We start from the raw sequence: 16,388 nt of genomic DNA on the forward strand, positions 1-16,388 counted from the left end.
GGCCCTCATCGGTGCTGTCCCCGCCCGGAGGGGCCCCTGGGCGGAACGGGATCGACGCCACCAGGGTTCCACGGGTGGCAGCGCAGGAGCCTGCGTACGGTCAACCAGGTGCCGACGAGCGCCCCGCGGGTGCGCAGCGCCTCGACGGCGTAGGAGGAGCAGGACGGGTAGAACCGGCACGTCGGCCCCAGCGCGGGGGAGAGCGTGACCTGGTAGACCCGCACGACGGCGACCAGCAGCAGCGCCGGCCAGCGCACGGGGTGCCACCAGGGCCGCGGCACGGGATCGCCCACGGCGGTCACCGGCCGGTCAGCCCGAGGCGACGCAGCCCCCGGTCGACGTCCGCGGCGAGGTCGGCCGAGGAGGAGCCCGCGGCTGCGGGCAGCGCCCGGACGACGAGGAGCCCCCCCTCGGCGGGCAGGAGGGGGAGCCGGTCGGCGGCGAGGTGCCGCAGCCGACGCTGGGTGCGGTGGCGCACCACCGAGTTGCCCACGGCTTTGGACACGACGAAGCCCACCCTCGTGGGGTGGGCTTCGTCGGTCTGCACCCAGTGCAGCACCAGGCGACGAGTGCCGGTGCGCGCACCCTGGCGCAGGGCGGCGGTGAAGTCGCCCTTGGACCTCAGGCGGCGCGCTGTGGGCAGCACCGGGTGCCGCGAGCGGGTGAGCTGCTCAGGCGGACAGCTGCGCGCGGCCCTTGGCGCGGCGCGCGGAGAGGATGGCGCGACCGGCGCGGGTGCGCATGCGCAGGCGGAAGCCGTGCGTCTTGGCCCGCCGACGGTTGTTCGGCTGGAAGGTGCGCTTGCTCACGTCAGTTCTCCATGCTCGGAAGGGCCGGGGCTCCGCCGTCGGCCTCGACCGGTGGCGGCCGAGGTTCGGCGCACCGGAGGTGCCGCGGAGCACAATCCCCAGCAGGGTACGGTGACGGCCCCACCCCGGTCAAAGCGCGCCCGCCGCAGGGGGCCGGGCGGCGCACCACCCGTGCAGGTGACCGCCGGGGGACCGCCACTTGAACGGCGGCCACCCGCGTTGTTACGGTCCCGTCCGACTGCCGACGACCCCGCCCGTGCCGGCGCTGAGATGGGGTGCTTCGTCCTACCCGGCCGTCGTGCACAGTGTGTGGACGAAGGTGTGGACGAAGCCCGTCGAACCGACCGGGCACGACGGGAGATGGCTCGAGTGGAGACCGACCGGGGCAACTTCCCCGACGTCTGGGAGCGCGCGGTCGCGCAGCTCGACGAGGGCGGCGTCACCCCGCACCAGCGCGCGTTCGTGCGGCTGACCCGGCCCCTGGGGCTGCTGGACGGCACGGCCCTGCTGGCGGTGCCCAACGACCTCACCAAGGAGGTCATCGAGCAGAAGGTCCGCGAGCCGCTGACGCGCGCGCTGAGCGAGCAGCTGGGCTTCCCGGTGCGCCTGGCCGTCACGGTCGACGCCTCCATCGGTCAGACCCTCGCCCCGGAGCTGACCGGTGAGCACCGGGGCAGCGCCTCGGGGGAGGGCGTGAGCAGCCTGGAGCGCGAGCGGGGCGCGTCCGCGACCGCCCTGGAGGTCGAGCTGGACGGCGGGCCACCCGTGCCGGGCCCGGCGGGGCCGGCGGACGAGGTGTCGCTGGACGACTCCGACCCGGACCTGCTGTTCACCGGCTTCAAGGTGGACCGGGCAGCGGGCACGGGCCGGCAGGCCTCGCGGGCCCGCCCGGGCGCGAGGACCGAGAACTCCCGGCTGAACCCGAAGTACATCTTCGAGACCTTCGTCATCGGGGCCAGCAACCGCTTCGCGCACGCCGCGGCGGTGGCGGTGGCCGAGGCACCGGCGAAGGCGTACAACCCGCTGTTCATCTACGGCGAGTCGGGGCTGGGCAAGACCCACCTGCTGCACGCGATCGGGCACTACGCGCAGAACCTGTACCCGGGCGTGCAGGTGCGGTACGTGAACTCCGAGGAGTTCACCAACGACTTCATCAACTCCATCCGCGACGACAAGGCCCAGGCGTTCCAGCGCCGGTACCGCGACGTCGACGTGCTCCTGATCGACGACATCCAGTTCCTGTCGAACAAGGTGCAGACGCAGGAGGAGTTCTTCCACACCTTCAACACGCTGCACAACGCGAGCAAGCAGGTCGTGATCACCTCCGACCTGCCGCCGAAGCAGCTGTCGGGCTTCGAGGAGCGCATGCGCAGCCGCTTCGAGTGGGGCCTGATCACGGACGTGCAGCCCCCGGACCTCGAGACGCGCATCGCGATCCTGCGCAAGAAGGCGATCGGGGAGCGGCTGGAGGTCCCCGACGACGTCAACGAGTACATCGCCTCGAAGATCTCCTCGAACATCCGGGAGCTGGAGGGCGCGCTCATCCGGGTGACGGCGTTCGCGAGCCTGAACCGGCAGCCGGTGGACATGCAGCTGGCGGAGATCGTGCTGCGCGACCTGATCCCGAACGACGAGACGCCGGAGATCACGGCGGCGGCGATCATGGGGCAGACGGCGTCGTACTTCAACGTGACGCTGGAGGACCTCTGCGGCACGTCGCGCTCGCGCACGCTGGTGACGGCCCGGCAGATCGCGATGTACCTGTGCCGGGAGCTCACCGAGCTGTCGCTGCCGAAGATCGGCCAGCACTTCGGCGGCCGCGACCACACGACGGTCATGCACGCCGAGCGCAAGATCAAGCAGCAGATGGCCGAGCGGCGCAGCACGTTCAACCAGGTCACCGAGCTGACCAACCGGATCAAGAAGCAGGCCGGCGCCTGACCCGTCGCACGGACGCCCCCGCGCGGGGCTGACCGGCCGCCGTCCCCAGTAAGGCCCGACTCGTCCACAGGTCGTCCCCACCCTTGTGCACCCCCGTGGAGCCCCCGCACCGTCCGGTGCGGGGGCTCTCTGCGTCCGGAGTCGTGCAGAACGTCCGGAAATCGGTTTCTCCCCAGGCGCCTCCACACTCGCCCACCGGTGCGAGGTGGTTGTCCACCGCTGTCCACACGCTGGGGACATCCCTGTGGACAGCGATGTCCCCAGTCGTGGACAACCCGGTGGACAGCCCGTGGACGCCGCAGCGGAGGGCTGGGGACGCCTGGGGACGCCGCCCCGGCCGTCCACCGCCCTGTGGATGACCGAGGCCCGTCGTCCGCAGGTGCTCCACACGCCTGGAAGGGGTGTGGAAGCCCGCTGACCTGCGCAGACGTCTCGTCGTCCACAGCCTGCACAAGGGCGACGACTACGGCGGATCCCTCTCCAGATGGATCCGTCAACCCACGAGAGGTGTGGACACGGGCTGGGGACGGTCTCCTCCGGAGGACCTGGAGGAGACCGGGAAGACCTGTGGGTGGCGGTGGACGGGCGGTGGACACCGCCTGCACCGGCTCCGGGCGTCTCCACTACTGTCGGGAACCGCCCGCGGTGCGGGCTGGTTCGGACGAGGTGGACTCGGCGGGAGGCGGTGCCTGGTGGAGCTGCAGGTCGAACGCGACGTGCTGGCCGACGCCGTCGCCTGGGCGGCCCGGGCCCTGCCCTCGCGCCCGCCCGTGCCGGTGCTGGCCGGCGTCCTCCTGGAGGCGGGTGACGACGGCTCGCTGCAGCTGTCGACCTTCGACTACGAGGTGTCCGCCCGCGTCGAGGTGCCCGCGGAGGTGCGCACGGCCGGCAAGGTCCTCGTCTCCGGGCGCCTGCTGGCGGACATCTCGCGCAGCCTGCCGAACCGCCCCGTGACCCTGACGACGGAGGGTTCCAAGGTCGTCGTCACGTGCGGCGCCAGCCGCTTCACGCTGCTGACGATGTCCGTCGACGAGTACCCCTCGCTGCCCGCGATGCCCGCGGAGTCGGGCACCGTCCCGGGCTCGGAGTTCACCGAGGCCGTCGCGCAGGTGACGATCGCCGCCAGCCGCGACGAGACGCTGCCGATCCTCACGGGCGTGCGCCTGGAGATCGAGGGCGGCCGGCTGACGCTGCTGGCCACCGACCGCTACCGGCTGGCGGTGCGCGAGCTGCGCTGGAACCCCAGCACCCCCGACTTCTCCACGGCCGCGCTGGTGCGGGCCCGCACCCTCTCCGACGTCGCGCGGTCGCTGGGCAGCACGAGCACCCTGCGCGTGGCCCTGGCGGACGGCGGCAGCGACCTCATCGGCTTCTCCGCGGAGGGCCGGCAGTCCACGTCGCTGCTGGTGGACGGCGAGTACCCGAAGGTGCGGGCGCTGTTCCCCGCCGAGTCGCCCACGCACGCGGTGGTGTCCACCTCCGCTCTCGTGGAGGCCGTCAAGCGCGTGGCCCTCGTCGCCGAGCGCAACACGCCCGTGCGCTTGCGCTTCGAGGACGGCGTGCTGTCCTTGGAGGCGGGACAGGGTGAGGACGCGCAGGCGACGGAGGCCCTCGAGGCCTCGCTCGTGGGCGAGTCCATCTCGATCGCCTTCAACCCGCAGTTCCTCCTGGACGGGCTGGGGGCCCTGTCGGCGCCCTACGCCCGCCTGTCGTTCACCCAGTCCACCCGCCCGGCCGTGATCACCGGCCAGGCGGAGGCGGACGGGGAGGACGACGACAGCTACCGGTACCTGCTGATGCCGGTCCGCCTCGCCGGCTGAGCCGGCACGCACTCAGGCCCCGGACAGCCGGGGCGGGAAGGGTCGCCAGATGCACATCGGACTCGTCGGTCTCGGGAAGATGGGCGGCAACATGCGCGCCCGCCTGCGCGAGAAGGGCATCGAGGTCACGGGGTACGACCCCAACCCGGACGTCACCGACGTCGCGTCGCTGGCCGCGCTGGTGGATGCCCTGCCCTCGCCGAAGGTCGTGTGGGTGATGGTCCCCTCGGGCAAGATCACGCGCGACACGGTCGCGAGCCTCGCGCCCCTGCTGGGCGACGGAGACCTCGTCATCGACGGCGGCAACTCCAAGTGGACCGACGACACGGTCAACTCCGAACTGCTCGCCGAGCGCGGCACCGGGTACGTGGACTGCGGCGTCTCCGGCGGCGTGTGGGGCCGGGAGAACGGCTACGGCCTCATGGCCGGCGGCGCGAAGAAGCACGTGGAGATCGCCATGCCGGTCTTCGACGCGCTGCGCCCGGAGGGCCCCCGCGAGGAGGGCTTCGTGCACGCCGGCGGCGTCGGCGCGGGCCACTACGCGAAGATGGTCCACAACGGCATCGAGTACGGCCTCATGCACGCCTACGCCGAGGGCTACGAGCTGCTCGAGGCGAAGGGGATCATCAGCGACGTCCCCGCGGTCTTCAAGGCGTGGACGCGCGGCACCGTGGTGCGCTCCTGGCTGCTGGACCTGATGGTCAAGGCCCTGGAGGAGGACCCGAAGCTGGACAAGCTGCGCGGCTACGCGCAGGACTCCGGCGAGGGCCGCTGGACCCTGGAGCAGGCCATCGAGAACGCCGTGCCGATGCCGGTGCTGGCCGGGGCGCTCTTCGCGCGCTTCGCCTCCCGCCAGGAGGACTCCCCGTCGATCAAGGCGGTGGCCGCGCTGCGCAACCAGTTCGGCGGGCACGCGGTGACCGACGCCGGACCCACCTCGGGTTCCGGTTCGACGCACTGACGCCGCGCGCGTGCACGTCGCGCACCTCTCCCTCGCGGACTTCCGGTCCTACCCGGCCCTGGAGCTGGACCTGCGGCCGGGCACGACCACGTTCGTGGGCCTGAACGGCCAGGGCAAGACGAACCTCGTCGAGGCGGTCGGGTACGTCGCCACGCTCGGCAGCCACCGGGTGGCCGGGGACGCGCCGCTGGTGCGGCAGGGGGCGGAGCGTGCGGTCGTGCGCGCGCAGCTGGTGCGCGGGGAGCGCCGGGCGCTGGTCGAGCTGGAGATCACGCCCGGCCGCGCCAACCGGGCGCGCCTGAACGGCGCCCCGGTGCGCCGACCGCGCGAAGTGCTCGGGGTGCTGCGCACGGTGCTGTTCGCGCCGGAGGACCTCGCCCTCGTCAAGGGCGACCCGGACGGGCGGCGCCGCTACCTGGACGACCTGCTGGTCACCCGCTGGCCCCGGCTGGCGGGGGTGCGGGCCGACTACGAGCGGGTGGTGCGCCAGCGCACGGCGCTGCTGAAGTCCGCCGGCGCCGCGCTGCGCTCGGGGCGGGCGGACACCTCCACGCTCGACGTGTGGGACGAGCACCTGGCGAGCGTCGGCGCGGAGCTGCTGGCGGCGCGCCTGGCGCTGCTGGGCGACCTCCGCGACCCGGCGGGTGAGGCGTACCGCACCGTCAGCCGCGGGCAGGGGGAGCTGGAGCTGGGGTACCGCTCGGCCCTGCCGGTGCTGGCGGACCTCGCCACCGGAGCCGTGGACGTGGCGGCCGGGCCCTCGCGCGAGGACCTGCGCCTCGCGCTGCTGGCCGCGACGGGCGAGCAGCGCAAGGCGGAGCTGGACCGCGGGGTGTGCCTGGTGGGCCCGCACCGCGACGACCTGGTGCTCACCCTGGGCGGCATGCCCGCCAAGGGGTACGCCAGCCACGGCGAGAGCTGGTCGGTGGCCCTCGGGCTGCGGCTGGCGAGCTACGGGCTGCTGCGCCGCGACGACGAGCACACCGACCCGGGCGGGCCGGTGCTGGTGCTGGACGACGTGTTCGCGGAGCTGGACGCGGGGCGCCGCGAGCGGCTGGCGGAGGTGGTGGCCGGCGCCGAGCAGGTGCTGGTGACGGCCGCTGTGCCCGAGGACGTGCCGGACGCGCTGCGCGGCTCGGGCGCGGACCGGGTGCTGGTGACGACGGGCAGCGCCGTCCGTGGCGACTGAGCCGCCGCGGCCGCCGGGCGGCGACCCGGGCGACGCGGGTGACGCCGGCACCGGTGCGGAGCGCGCCGGTGGCGCGGACGCCGCCGGCGCCGACGGGGCGGTGGTGCTGCCGGAGCCGTCGGCGAGCGGTCAGGGCGGGGACGACCCCACCGGCGCGGACCTGGCGCGCACGGCGCTGGGGCGGGCGCGGGCGGCGGCCGCGGCCAAGGGCCTGCGCCCCGGGCGCGCGGGGCAGCAGCCCGGCGGGCGCGGGCGGGGCGGCGACCGGGCCGGCGGCCCGCGGCGCGGGGACCCGTCGGCGCGCTCGGGCGCGTGGCCGGACGCCCGTGACCCGCAGGCCCTGGGCTCGACCCTGGACCGGCTGGTGGGGGAGCGCGGCTGGGAGCAGCCGGTGGCGGTGGGCGGCGCCTTCGGGCGCTGGGACGCCGTGGTGGGCCCGGAGCTGGCGGGGCACTGCGCCCCGGAGAGCCTGAAGGACGGGACCCTGGTGGTGCGGGCGGAGTCCACGGCGTGGGCGACGCAGGTGCGGCTGCTGACGAGCGTGCTGGTGCGCCGGCTCGACGAGGAGCTGGGGCACGGTGTCGTCGTGAAGGTGGTGGTGCGCGGGCCGCAGGGGCCGTCGTGGCGGCGCGGCAACCGGTCGGCGCCGGGTGGGCGCGGGCCCCGCGACACCTACGGCTGAGCCGCTGCCGGAGCCCGGCCCGTGGACGCGCGCGAGCCGCGGAACGGCCGCTGCGCCGCCGGGGGTGTCGGCGCGTAGGTCCCCCCGCACCCGGGGGGCTCGAGCGCGAGAGGCGCCCCTGGCGCCTCGCTGAGGTGATCGCCGGCCCCGGGAGGGGTAGAATGGCGGCGAACCTGGCGGTCGTGAGGGCCTCTGGCGGAACGGGCCCCCGCGCCCGCCCGCCCGCGGGCCCGCGCCGCTCGACGCGGAGGGAGAGCACGCGCCCGTGCCAGACGAAGAGACGACCGACCCCGACCAGCAGCCCGCGCCGGAGGAGGCCCCCTCGCTCGCGGACGCGGTCACGCCGGACGGCACCCCGTCCTCGGACTACGGCGCCGACGCGATCACCGTGCTAGAGGGCCTGGAGGCGGTCCGCAAGCGCCCCGGCATGTACATCGGCTCCACTGGGGAGCGCGGCCTGCACCACCTGGTGTACGAGGTGGTCGACAACTCCGTGGACGAGGCCCTGGCGGGGCACTGCGACACCATCGGCGTGACGATGACCGCCGACGGCGGCGTGCGCGTGTCCGACAACGGCCGCGGCATCCCGGTGGACGTCATGCCGGGTGAGGGCCGCCCGGCCGTGGAGGTCGTGCTGACCGTGCTGCACGCCGGCGGCAAGTTCGGCGGCGGCGGGTACTCCGTCTCCGGCGGCCTGCACGGCGTGGGCATCTCCGTCGTCAACGCGCTGTCGTCGCGGCTGGACGTGGAGGTGCGCCGGCAGGGGCACGTGTGGCGGCAGTCGTACCGCGGCGGCGTGCCGGTCGCGCCGCTGGTCAAGGGCGAGGAGACCGACGTCACCGGCACCACGGTGACGTTCTGGCCCAGCGCGGAGACGTTCGAGACGACGACGTTCGACTTCGAGACGCTGCGCACCCGCTTCCAGCAGATGGCCTTCCTCAACAAGGGCCTGACCATCTCGCTGCGCGACGAGCGCGCCACGGCGGACGACGACGCGGAGGCGGAGGCGGAGGCCACCGATGCCGCGCCGCTGCGGGAGGTGACGTACCGCTACGACGGCGGCCTGGTCGACTACGTGAAGCACGTCAACTCGCAGAAGAAGAACGACGCGCTGCACGACTCGGTCATCTCCATCGAGGCGGAGGACCCGGCGCAGGGCATCTCCGTGGAGATCGCCATGCAGTGGACGACGTCCTACTCGGAGGCGGTGTTCACCTACGCGAACACCATCAACACCACCGAGGGCGGCACCCACGAGACGGGCTTCCGCACCGCGCTGAGCAACCTCGTGCCGGACTACGCGCGCGAGCAGAAGCTCATCAAGGAGAAGGACACCATCGAGGGCTCGGACATCCGCGAGGGCCTGACGGCCGTCATCTCGGTGAAGCTGTCCGAGCCGCAGTTCGAGGGGCAGACGAAGACGAAGCTGGGCAACACGTTCGCCCGCACCTTCGTGCAGGCGCAGGTGCGCGAGCACCTGGGCCACTGGTTCGCCTCCAACCCGGCCGAGGCGAAGGCGATCGTGCGCAAGGCGCACTCGGCGTCGGTGGCGCGGCTGGCGGCGCGCAAGGCCCGCGAGGCCAGCCGCAAGTCCCTGCTGGAGCGCAACTCGCTGCCCGGCAAGCTGAAGGACTGCCAGTCCAACAACCCCGCCGAGTGCGAGGTGTTCATCGTCGAGGGCGACTCCGCGGGCGGTTCGGCCACCCGCGGGCGCAACCCGCGCACCCAGGCCATCCTGCCGATCCGCGGCAAGATCCTGAACGTCGAGAAGGCGCGGCTGGACCGGGCGATGGGCAACCAGGAGGTCCAGGCCCTCATCACCGCGTTCGGCACGGGCATCGGCGACGAGATCAACCTCGACAAGCTCCGCTACCACAAGATCATCATCATGGCGGACGCCGACGTCGACGGGCAGCACATCCGCACGCTGCTGCTGACGCTGCTGTTCCGGTACATGAGCCCGCTGGTGGAGAACGGCCACGTCTACCTGGCGCAGCCGCCGCTGTACCGCATCAAGTGGCAGGGCGGGGCGGCGCACGAGTTCGCCTACTCCGACCGCGAGCGCGACGCACTCATCGCGGCCGGCCGCGCCGCGGGCAAGAAGCTGCCCAAGGAGAACGCCACCCAGCGCTACAAGGGGCTGGGCGAGATGAACTGGGACGAGCTGTCGGAGACGACGATGGACCCGGCCCACCGCACGCTGCTGCAGGTGACGCTCGAGGACGCCGCCGCGGCCGACGCGATGTTCTCGGTCCTCATGGGCGAGGACGTGGAGTCCCGCCGCACCTTCATCCAGCGCAACGCCCGCGACGTCCGGTTCCTCGACGTCTGAGGCGGTGGTTCCACGTGGAACGGGCCGGCCCGGCCCCACGTGCACGCACCGCCGCCCGGCGCCGACGACCTGAGAGGAAGACCCCTTCGTGAGCGAGAGCACCATCGAGCCGCCCACCGGCGACCGCGTGGAGCAGGTGGACCTGCAGCTGGAGATGCAGCGGTCCTACCTGGACTACGCGATGAGCGTCATCGTCTCGCGCGCCCTGCCGGACGTGCGCGACGGCCTGAAGCCGGTGCACCGGCGCGTGCTGTACGCGATGTTCGACGGCGGGTACCGCCCGGACCGCGGCTACTCCAAGTGCGCCCGCGTCGTCGGGGACGTCATGGGCCACTACCACCCGCACGGCGACGTCTCCATCTACGACGCCCTCGTGCGCCTGGCGCAGGACTGGTCGCTGCGCTACCCGCTGGTGGACGGGCAGGGCAACTTCGGCTCGCCCGGCAACGACCCGGCCGCCGCGCCCCGCTACACCGAGTGCCGCATGGCGCCGCTGGCCATGGAGATGGTCCGCGACATCGACGAGGAGACCGTCGACTTCTCGCCGAACTACGACGGGCACACCGACGAGCCGGACGTCCTGCCCAGCCGGTTCCCGAACCTGCTGGTCAACGGCTCCGCCGGCATCGCGGTCGGCATGGCGACGAACATCCCCCCGCACAACCTGCGCGAGGTCGCCGACGGCGTCTCCTGGCTGCTGGAGCACCCGGAAGCCTCCGACGAGGAGCAGCTCGCCGCGGTGCTGCAGCGGGTCAAGGGCCCCGACTTCCCCACCGGCGCGCAGATCCTCGGCCACCGCGGCATCGGCGACGCCTACCGCACCGGCCGCGGCTCGATCACGATGCGCGCCGTCGTGGAGGTCGAGGAGATCCAGGGCCGCACCTGCCTGGTGATCACCGAGCTGCCCTACCAGGTCAACCCGGACAACCTGGCCGAGAACATCGCCAACCTCGTGCGCGACGGCCGGCTGACCGGCATCGCGGACGTGCGCGACGAGACGTCCGGCAAGACGGGCCAGCGCCTCGTGGTCGTGCTGCGCCGCGACGCCGTGGCGAAGGTGGTGCTGAACAACCTCTACAAGCACACCCAGCTGCAGCAGAACTTCGGCGCGAACATGCTCGCGCTGGTGGACGGGGTGCCGCGCACCCTGCCGATCCACGCGTTCCTCAAGCACTGGATCACCCACCAGCTCGACGTCATCGTCCGCCGCACCCGCTTCCGGCTGCGCAAGGCGGAGGAGCGCGCGCACATCCTGCGGGCGCTGCTGAAGGCGCTCGACGCCCTCGACGAGGTCATCGCCCTGATCCGCGCCTCCGCCACGGTGGAGGCCGCGCGCGACGGGCTGATGCAGCTGCTCGACATCGACGAGGTGCAGGCGCGCGCCATCCTGGAGATGCAGCTGCGCCGGCTCGCCGCGCTGGAGCGCCAGCGCATCACCGACGAGCACGACGAGCTCATGCGCCAGATCGAGGACTACAACGACATCCTCGCCCGCCCCGAGCGGCAGCGGCGCATCGTCGGCGACGAGCTCGGCGAGCTGGTCGAGAAGTACGGCGACGAGCGCAAGACGCAGGTGCTGCCCTTCGAGGGCGACATGAGCGTCGAGGACCTCATCCCCGTCGAGGACGTCGTGGTCACCGTCACCCGCGGCGGCTACGCCAAGCGCACCCGCACGGACCTCTACCGCGCGCAGCGCCGCGGCGGTCGCGGCGTGCGCGGGGCGTCCCTGCGCGAGGACGACGTGGTGGAGCACTTCTTCACCACCACGACCCACCACTGGCTGCTGTTCTTCACGAACCTGGGGCGGGTGTACCGCGCCAAGGGCTACGAGCTGCCCGAGGGCGGCCGCGACGGGCGCGGTCAGCACGTGGCGAACCTGCTGGCCTTCCAGCCGGGTGAGCGCATCGTCGCGGTCCTGGACGTCGAGGACTACGAGCAGGCGCCGTACCTGGTGCTCGCCACCCGCGGCGGCATCGTCAAGAAGACGCGGCTGAGCGAGTACGACTCCAACCGCTCCGGCGGCCTCATCGCCATCAACCTGCGCCAGCGGCCCGGTGCCGAGGGCGAGGAGGTCGACGACGAGCTGTTCGGCGCCGCCCTGGTGGGGGAGGGGGAGGACCTCTTCCTCGTCTCCCGCAAGGGGATGAGCGTGCGCTTCGGCGCCGACGACGACACGCTGCGGCCGATGGGCCGGGCCACCTCGGGCGTGACCGGCATGAAGTTCCGCGGCGACGACGAGCTGCTGGCGATGGCGGTCGCGCGCGACGACCTCGACGTGTTCGTGGTCACGGAGCTCGGCTACGCCAAGCGCACGGCGATCGCCGAGTACCGCCGGCAGGGTCGCGGCGGGCTGGGCATCAAGGTCGCCAAGCTCGCCGAGGCGCGCGGTGACCTCGTGGGGGCGCTGACCGTCTCCGAGGACGACGAGGTGCTCGTCGTCATGGCCGGCGGGCGCGTGGTGCGCTCGCGGGTGGACGAGGTGCCCGCGAAGGGCCGCGACACCATGGGCGTGACGTTCGCGCGGCCGGAGACGGGGGACCGGATCATCGCGGTGGCCCGCAACGCCGAGCGCGTCCTCGACGAGGAGGTCGCCGACGAGGAGGCCGCGGACGCGACCGTCGAGGGCCTGGACGACCCGCTGCAGGACGCCGCGGGAGCCGGGGACGACCAGTCCGCGGCGCTCGGTGCGGACGAGGCTCCGTCGCCCGCAGACACTGCGGTGCACCCGGGTCATGACGTACGGTCTGACGGATCGGCCGACGGGGGCACCGCGGTCGACACCGACACCGATCCCGGAGGTGCTTCGTGAGTCCCGCCGAACGCACGGCCTCCTCGCCCGGCACCACGGGGGCGGGGACGCCGAAGGCCAGCCCAGCGGCGAAGGCGGGTGGGGCGGCGCAGACCCGTCCGGCCGCGCGCACGGGCCCGGCCCAGGCGGTCGAGGTGCCGCGCCGGGTGCGGTTGACGCTGGCGCGGGTGGACCCGTGGTCGGTGACGAAGCTGTCGTTCCTGCTGTCGGTGGCGGTGGGCATCGCGCTCGTGGTCGCCACGGCCGTGGTGTGGAGCGTCCTGGACGGCATGGGGGTGTTCACCGACGTCAACGGCCTGCTGCGCGACGTCGTCGGCGGTGAGGTGGACGTGGACCTGCTGGACTACCTGGGCTTCGGCAAGGTGCTCTCGCTGGCCACGGTCATCGCGGTCGTGGACGTGGTGCTGCTGACGGCGCTGTCCACGATCGTGGCTTTCCTCTACAACGTGTCGGCCGCCCTGGTGGGCGGTCTGCACGTGACGCTGTCGGACGACTGACCGGCCGGCTGCCGGCGCGGCGGCCGTGGTCGGTGGCACTCCCGGCGATCCGGTAGAGTGGGGTCCGCCGCGTCCGCTGCGGCTCCGGGCCTATAGCTCAGTCGGTTAGAGCGCTTCCCTGATAAGGAAGAGGTCGGAGGTTCAAGTCCTCCTAGGCCCACCTCCGGAGAACCCCGCACCGATCTGGTGCGGGGTTCTCCGCGTCCCGGGGCGGCCCATCGACACGCTGGGCTTCACATCACTCGCTGTAGGCTCCTGGTGACTTCAGGGAGGGTCATGGCGACGGCGGCACAGGTCAAGGCGCTGGTGGAGAGCCACAGCCTGGGCGACGACGCCCGGTTCCGCTCCGTGGTGCTGCAGATCGCCGAGGCCGCCACCCGCACCGGGCGCACCCGCCACGCCGAGGAGGTGCGCGCCCTCCTGGACGCCGGCCGCACCGGTGCGCACCGGTCTGCCGGCGCACCGGGCGCCGTCGCAGCCCGCCCCGTCCCCGTCGCCCAGCCCCGCGGGGAGCTCGCCCAGGTCCTGACCGTCCAGCAGCCCCCCACCCGGCTGGCCGACGTGGCGCTGGGCGGGGAGGTCATGGGCCGCCTGCACCGCGTCCTGGCCGAGCAGCGCCGCGCCGAGGCGCTGCTCGCTCGCGGCTTCGACCCCGTGCGCAGGCTCCTGCTCACCGGCCCGCCCGGCACCGGCAAGTCCCTCACCGCCGAGGCGCTCGCCGGGGAGCTGCTGCTGCCCCTGTTCTCCGTCCGCCTCGACGCCCTCGCCGATGCGCCCGCCGACGACTCGGCCGCCCGGCTGCGCCTGGTCTTCGACCTGGTCGCCCAGACCCGCGGCGTGTACCTCTTCGACGACCTCGACGCCCTGGCCGAGCCGACCGCTCCGGAGCGCGGCGCCGGGCTGCGCGACGTGCTGCGGGCCTTCACCGCCCTGCTCGAGCAGGACACCTCCACGAGCGTGCTCGTCGCCACGACCTGCCGCCCGCAGCTCCTGGAGCGCTGGGTGCTGCGCCGCTTCGACGCCCTGCTGGACTACCCGCTGCCCACCACCGGGGTCGTGCACGAGGTGGTGCTGCGGCGCCTGCGCGGTTTCGACCTGAGCGCCGTGGAGTGGCCCCGGGTGGCGTCCACGGCCAGCGGGATGAGCCACGAGGAGGTCTCCGCCGCCGCTGAGTCCGCCGCCAAGCAGTCGATCCTGCAGGGCGACCGGCACGTCGAGACGACCGCCCTGCTGGCCGCCCTGCGCGAGCGCAGGCAGATGCTGAAGATGGCCCCGTGAGCGCTGCGGCGTTCACCGTCCTGGTCGTGTGCACCGCCAACGTCCACCGCTCCCCGATGGCCGCCGCGCTGCTGCGCCACCGCCTCGACGAGCGCTTCGGCGCGCGCGCGGCGCGCGTGCGGGTGGTCAGCGCCGGCACGCGCGCCCTGACCGGGCACGGCGTGGACCCCACCACCGCGCGGGTCCTGGCGGAGGTCACCGGCACCGCGCCGGCCGGGACCACCGCCCGTCAGCTCGACGAGCACCTGGTGCACGAGGCCGACGCGGTGCTGGTGATGACCCGTGAGCACCGCGCCGCCGTGGTGGACCTGCTGCCGGCGGCCCAGCGCCGCACGTTCACCCTGCCCGAGCTCGCCCGCATCGCCGCCGCCCTGCCGCGCTGCGGGCCCGGCCGCGCCGATGCCGACCCCGCCGCCGGCTGGCGCGCCCTGCTGGCCGCGGCCCCCGCGCTGCGCGGGCCCACCGCTCCCGCCGACCCCGGCGCCGACGACGTCGCCGACGTGCACCTGCGCCCCGAGGCCGAGCACCGCAGCACCGCTCAGCGCCTGGCCGCGGCCGTCGAGGACGTGCTCGACGCCGTCGCCGCCCCGCCGCGCGCGGCGGCTCAGCGCTCCGTGAGCAGCGGCTCCGCGTCGGTCGCGGTCTCCGGCTGGTAGCCGTACCCGTAGTCGTACGGGTAGGCGTACTCCGAGCGCCGCGCCGGCACCATCGACAGGACGGCCCCGAGCACCCGCGCGTCGACCGCCCGCAGCCGCTCCAGGGCCCGGGTCATGTGGTCGCGCGTCGTGCGACCGTGCCGGACGACGACGATCGCCCCGTCCGACTGCCGGGCCAGCACCGCCGCGTCGGCCACCGGCAGCAGCGGCGGGCTGTCCACGATCACCAGGTCCGCGCGCTCGCGCAGCCGCTCCAGCAGGTCGGCCATGTGCCGCGAGCCCAGGAGCGCGGAGGGGTTCATCGGGATCGGCCCGCTGGCCAGCACCGACAGGCCCGAGTCGCCGTAGGGCTGCAGCACGTCGTCCACGTCGGCGCGGCCGGCGAGCACGGTCGTCAGGCCCGCGCTGCGGTCCACGCCCAGGTACTCCGCCACCTTCGGCAGCCGCAGGTCGGCCTCGACGAGGATCGTGCGCACCCCCGCCAGCGCCGTCGTCAGCGCCAGGTTCACCGCCAGGGTGCTCTTGCCCTCCCCGGGCAGCGCTGAGGTGACCACCACGACCCGCGGGGGGTGGTCCACGTCGGCGAACTGCAGGTTCGTGCGGATCTGCCGCAGCGCCTCCGACTGGGGCGTGCGCGCGTGCTCCACGACCAGCTCCGGCTTCTCGCCGGACTCCCCGAGCAGGGTGGTGCCCAGCACCGGGGTGCCCATGCCGGTGATGACGGCCGTCGTCTTCACGGTGGTGTCCAGCACCTCCCGCAGCACCGCCAGGCCCGTCCCCGCGCTCACCCCGAACAGCAGGCCCAGCGCGAGGTTGCGCGACAAGCTGGGGGCGATCGGCTCCTCGCGGACCTCCGCGGGACGCAGCACGCTGACGCGCACGGGGCTGACCACGTCCGGGGAGGGCCGCTCCAGCTCCGCGACGGCCGTGCCGAAGTGCTTCGCGACCGAATCGGCGATCCGCGCGGCACGTTCCGCGGAGGGGTCCTCCACGGTGACCTCGATGAGGACGGTGCCCAGCGGGGCGTCGGAGCCGATGCGCGTGGCGAGGGCGCGGGCCGTGGTGTCCAGGTCCAGCTCAGCGATCACGGGCTGCAGCACCTTCGGGCTGGTGAGCACGCCCGTGTAGGACTGCACCCGCTGCTGGGTGAACATGCCGCCCTGCATGAGGGCCACGGCGCCGCCGCCGTCGTGCATGGAGACGAACAGCAGGGAGTCCGCCCGGTACAGCGGGGTGCTCAGCGCCGTCGACCCGCCTCCCGCCCCCAGTCCGACCAGCACCGCGAGCGCCAGCAGCACCCAGTGCTTGCGCAGCGCGCGCAGGTAGTCGACCAGCTCCATCGGGCGGTGCTCCTCGGTGCTCCTGGGGCTCGGGTGGTGGTTCGGGGCGCCCGCAGGGGCGGACGAGCACCCAT

Annotated in this window: 13 protein-coding genes, 1 tRNA gene and 1 pseudogene; 11 read left to right on the forward strand and 4 right to left on the reverse strand. The window is 73.7% G+C overall.

The features are described from left to right. Positions 1 to 5: 5 nt before the first annotated feature. The 3 genes from yidD to rpmH are packed head-to-tail and all read right to left on the reverse strand — an operon-like array spanning position 6 to position 809. A complete protein-coding gene (gene yidD, locus MN205_RS18905; protein ID WP_242129973.1) occupies positions 6 to 293 on the reverse strand; it encodes a membrane protein insertion efficiency factor YidD in 288 nt (95 codons plus the stop codon). 5 nt (positions 294 to 298) lie between these two features. After that, positions 299 to 646, reverse strand: coding sequence for a ribonuclease P protein component (rnpA, locus tag MN205_RS18910; RefSeq protein ID WP_242129974.1), 348 nt, complete (start codon positions 644 to 646; stop codon positions 299 to 301). A 25-nt stretch (positions 647 to 671) separates the two neighbouring features. Further along, complete coding sequence (rpmH, locus tag MN205_RS18915; protein ID WP_166610470.1) at positions 672 to 809, reverse strand: 50S ribosomal protein L34; 138 nt, start codon at positions 807 to 809, stop codon at positions 672 to 674. A gap of 369 nt (positions 810 to 1,178) precedes the next feature. Here rpmH and dnaA point away from each other — a divergent pair, with 369 nt between their 5' ends. The 11 genes and pseudogenes from dnaA to MN205_RS18970 all read left to right on the forward strand — a co-directional run bounded on the left by dnaA (position 1,179) and on the right by MN205_RS18970 (position 14,974). Next, positions 1,179 to 2,750, forward strand: a complete 1,572-nt coding sequence (dnaA, locus tag MN205_RS18920) for a chromosomal replication initiator protein DnaA (RefSeq protein WP_242129976.1) — start codon at positions 1,179 to 1,181, stop codon at positions 2,748 to 2,750. Between the two features lie 692 nt (positions 2,751 to 3,442). Then, positions 3,443 to 4,570, forward strand: coding sequence for a DNA polymerase III subunit beta (dnaN, locus tag MN205_RS18925; RefSeq protein WP_242129978.1), 1,128 nt, complete (start codon positions 3,443 to 3,445; stop codon positions 4,568 to 4,570). Continuing rightward, positions 4,557 to 5,531, forward strand: a pseudogene (gnd, locus tag MN205_RS18930) (phosphogluconate dehydrogenase (NAD(+)-dependent, decarboxylating)); the annotation flags it as partial. The gene dnaN and the pseudogene gnd, both read left to right, overlap by 14 nt. Before the next feature lie 10 nt (positions 5,532 to 5,541). Further along, a complete protein-coding gene (gene recF / locus MN205_RS18935; RefSeq protein WP_242129980.1) occupies positions 5,542 to 6,720 on the forward strand; it encodes a DNA replication/repair protein RecF in 1,179 nt (392 codons plus the stop codon). Next, the gene (locus MN205_RS22135) at positions 6,710 to 7,402 is read left to right on the forward strand and encodes a DUF721 domain-containing protein (protein WP_242129981.1); all 693 of its coding nucleotides are present in this window, start codon (positions 6,710 to 6,712) and stop codon (positions 7,400 to 7,402) included. The genes recF and MN205_RS22135 overlap by 11 nt, the downstream gene beginning before the upstream one ends. A 265-nt stretch (positions 7,403 to 7,667) precedes the next feature. Then, the gene (gene gyrB / locus MN205_RS18945; protein WP_308220311.1) at positions 7,668 to 9,734 is read left to right on the forward strand and encodes a DNA topoisomerase (ATP-hydrolyzing) subunit B; all 2,067 of its coding nucleotides are present in this window, start codon (positions 7,668 to 7,670) and stop codon (positions 9,732 to 9,734) included. An 88-nt stretch (positions 9,735 to 9,822) separates the two neighbouring features. Next, positions 9,823 to 12,543 (forward strand): DNA gyrase subunit A, encoded by a 2,721-nt coding sequence (gyrA, locus tag MN205_RS18950; protein WP_242129982.1) that lies wholly within the window; start codon positions 9,823 to 9,825, stop codon positions 12,541 to 12,543. Next, the gene (locus MN205_RS18955; RefSeq protein ID WP_242129983.1) at positions 12,540 to 13,040 is read left to right on the forward strand and encodes a DUF3566 domain-containing protein; all 501 of its coding nucleotides are present in this window, start codon (positions 12,540 to 12,542) and stop codon (positions 13,038 to 13,040) included. The genes gyrA and MN205_RS18955 overlap by 4 nt, the downstream gene beginning before the upstream one ends. Before the next feature lie 86 nt (positions 13,041 to 13,126). Continuing rightward, positions 13,127 to 13,200 (forward strand) — tRNA-Ile (locus MN205_RS18960). 116 nt (positions 13,201 to 13,316) lie between these two features. After that, positions 13,317 to 14,318, forward strand: coding sequence for an ATP-binding protein (locus tag MN205_RS18965; RefSeq protein WP_242129984.1), 1,002 nt, complete (start codon positions 13,317 to 13,319; stop codon positions 14,316 to 14,318). Then, on the forward strand, positions 14,315 to 14,974 hold the full coding sequence (locus MN205_RS18970) for a hypothetical protein (protein WP_242129985.1): 660 nt from the start codon (positions 14,315 to 14,317) through the stop codon (positions 14,972 to 14,974). The genes MN205_RS18965 and MN205_RS18970 overlap by 4 nt, the downstream gene beginning before the upstream one ends. On the opposite strand, the gene MN205_RS18975 is transcribed toward MN205_RS18970, so the two are convergent. Then, the gene (locus MN205_RS18975) at positions 14,923 to 16,314 is read right to left on the reverse strand and encodes a polysaccharide biosynthesis tyrosine autokinase (RefSeq protein WP_242129987.1); all 1,392 of its coding nucleotides are present in this window, start codon (positions 16,312 to 16,314) and stop codon (positions 14,923 to 14,925) included. The two genes, MN205_RS18970 and MN205_RS18975, sit on opposite strands and share 52 nt — an antisense overlap. Positions 16,315 to 16,388 lie beyond the last annotated feature (74 nt).

It is taken from the genome of Kineococcus sp. TRM81007 (genome assembly GCF_022669155.1).
Lineage (GTDB): Bacteria > Actinomycetota > Actinomycetes > Actinomycetales > Kineococcaceae > Kineococcus.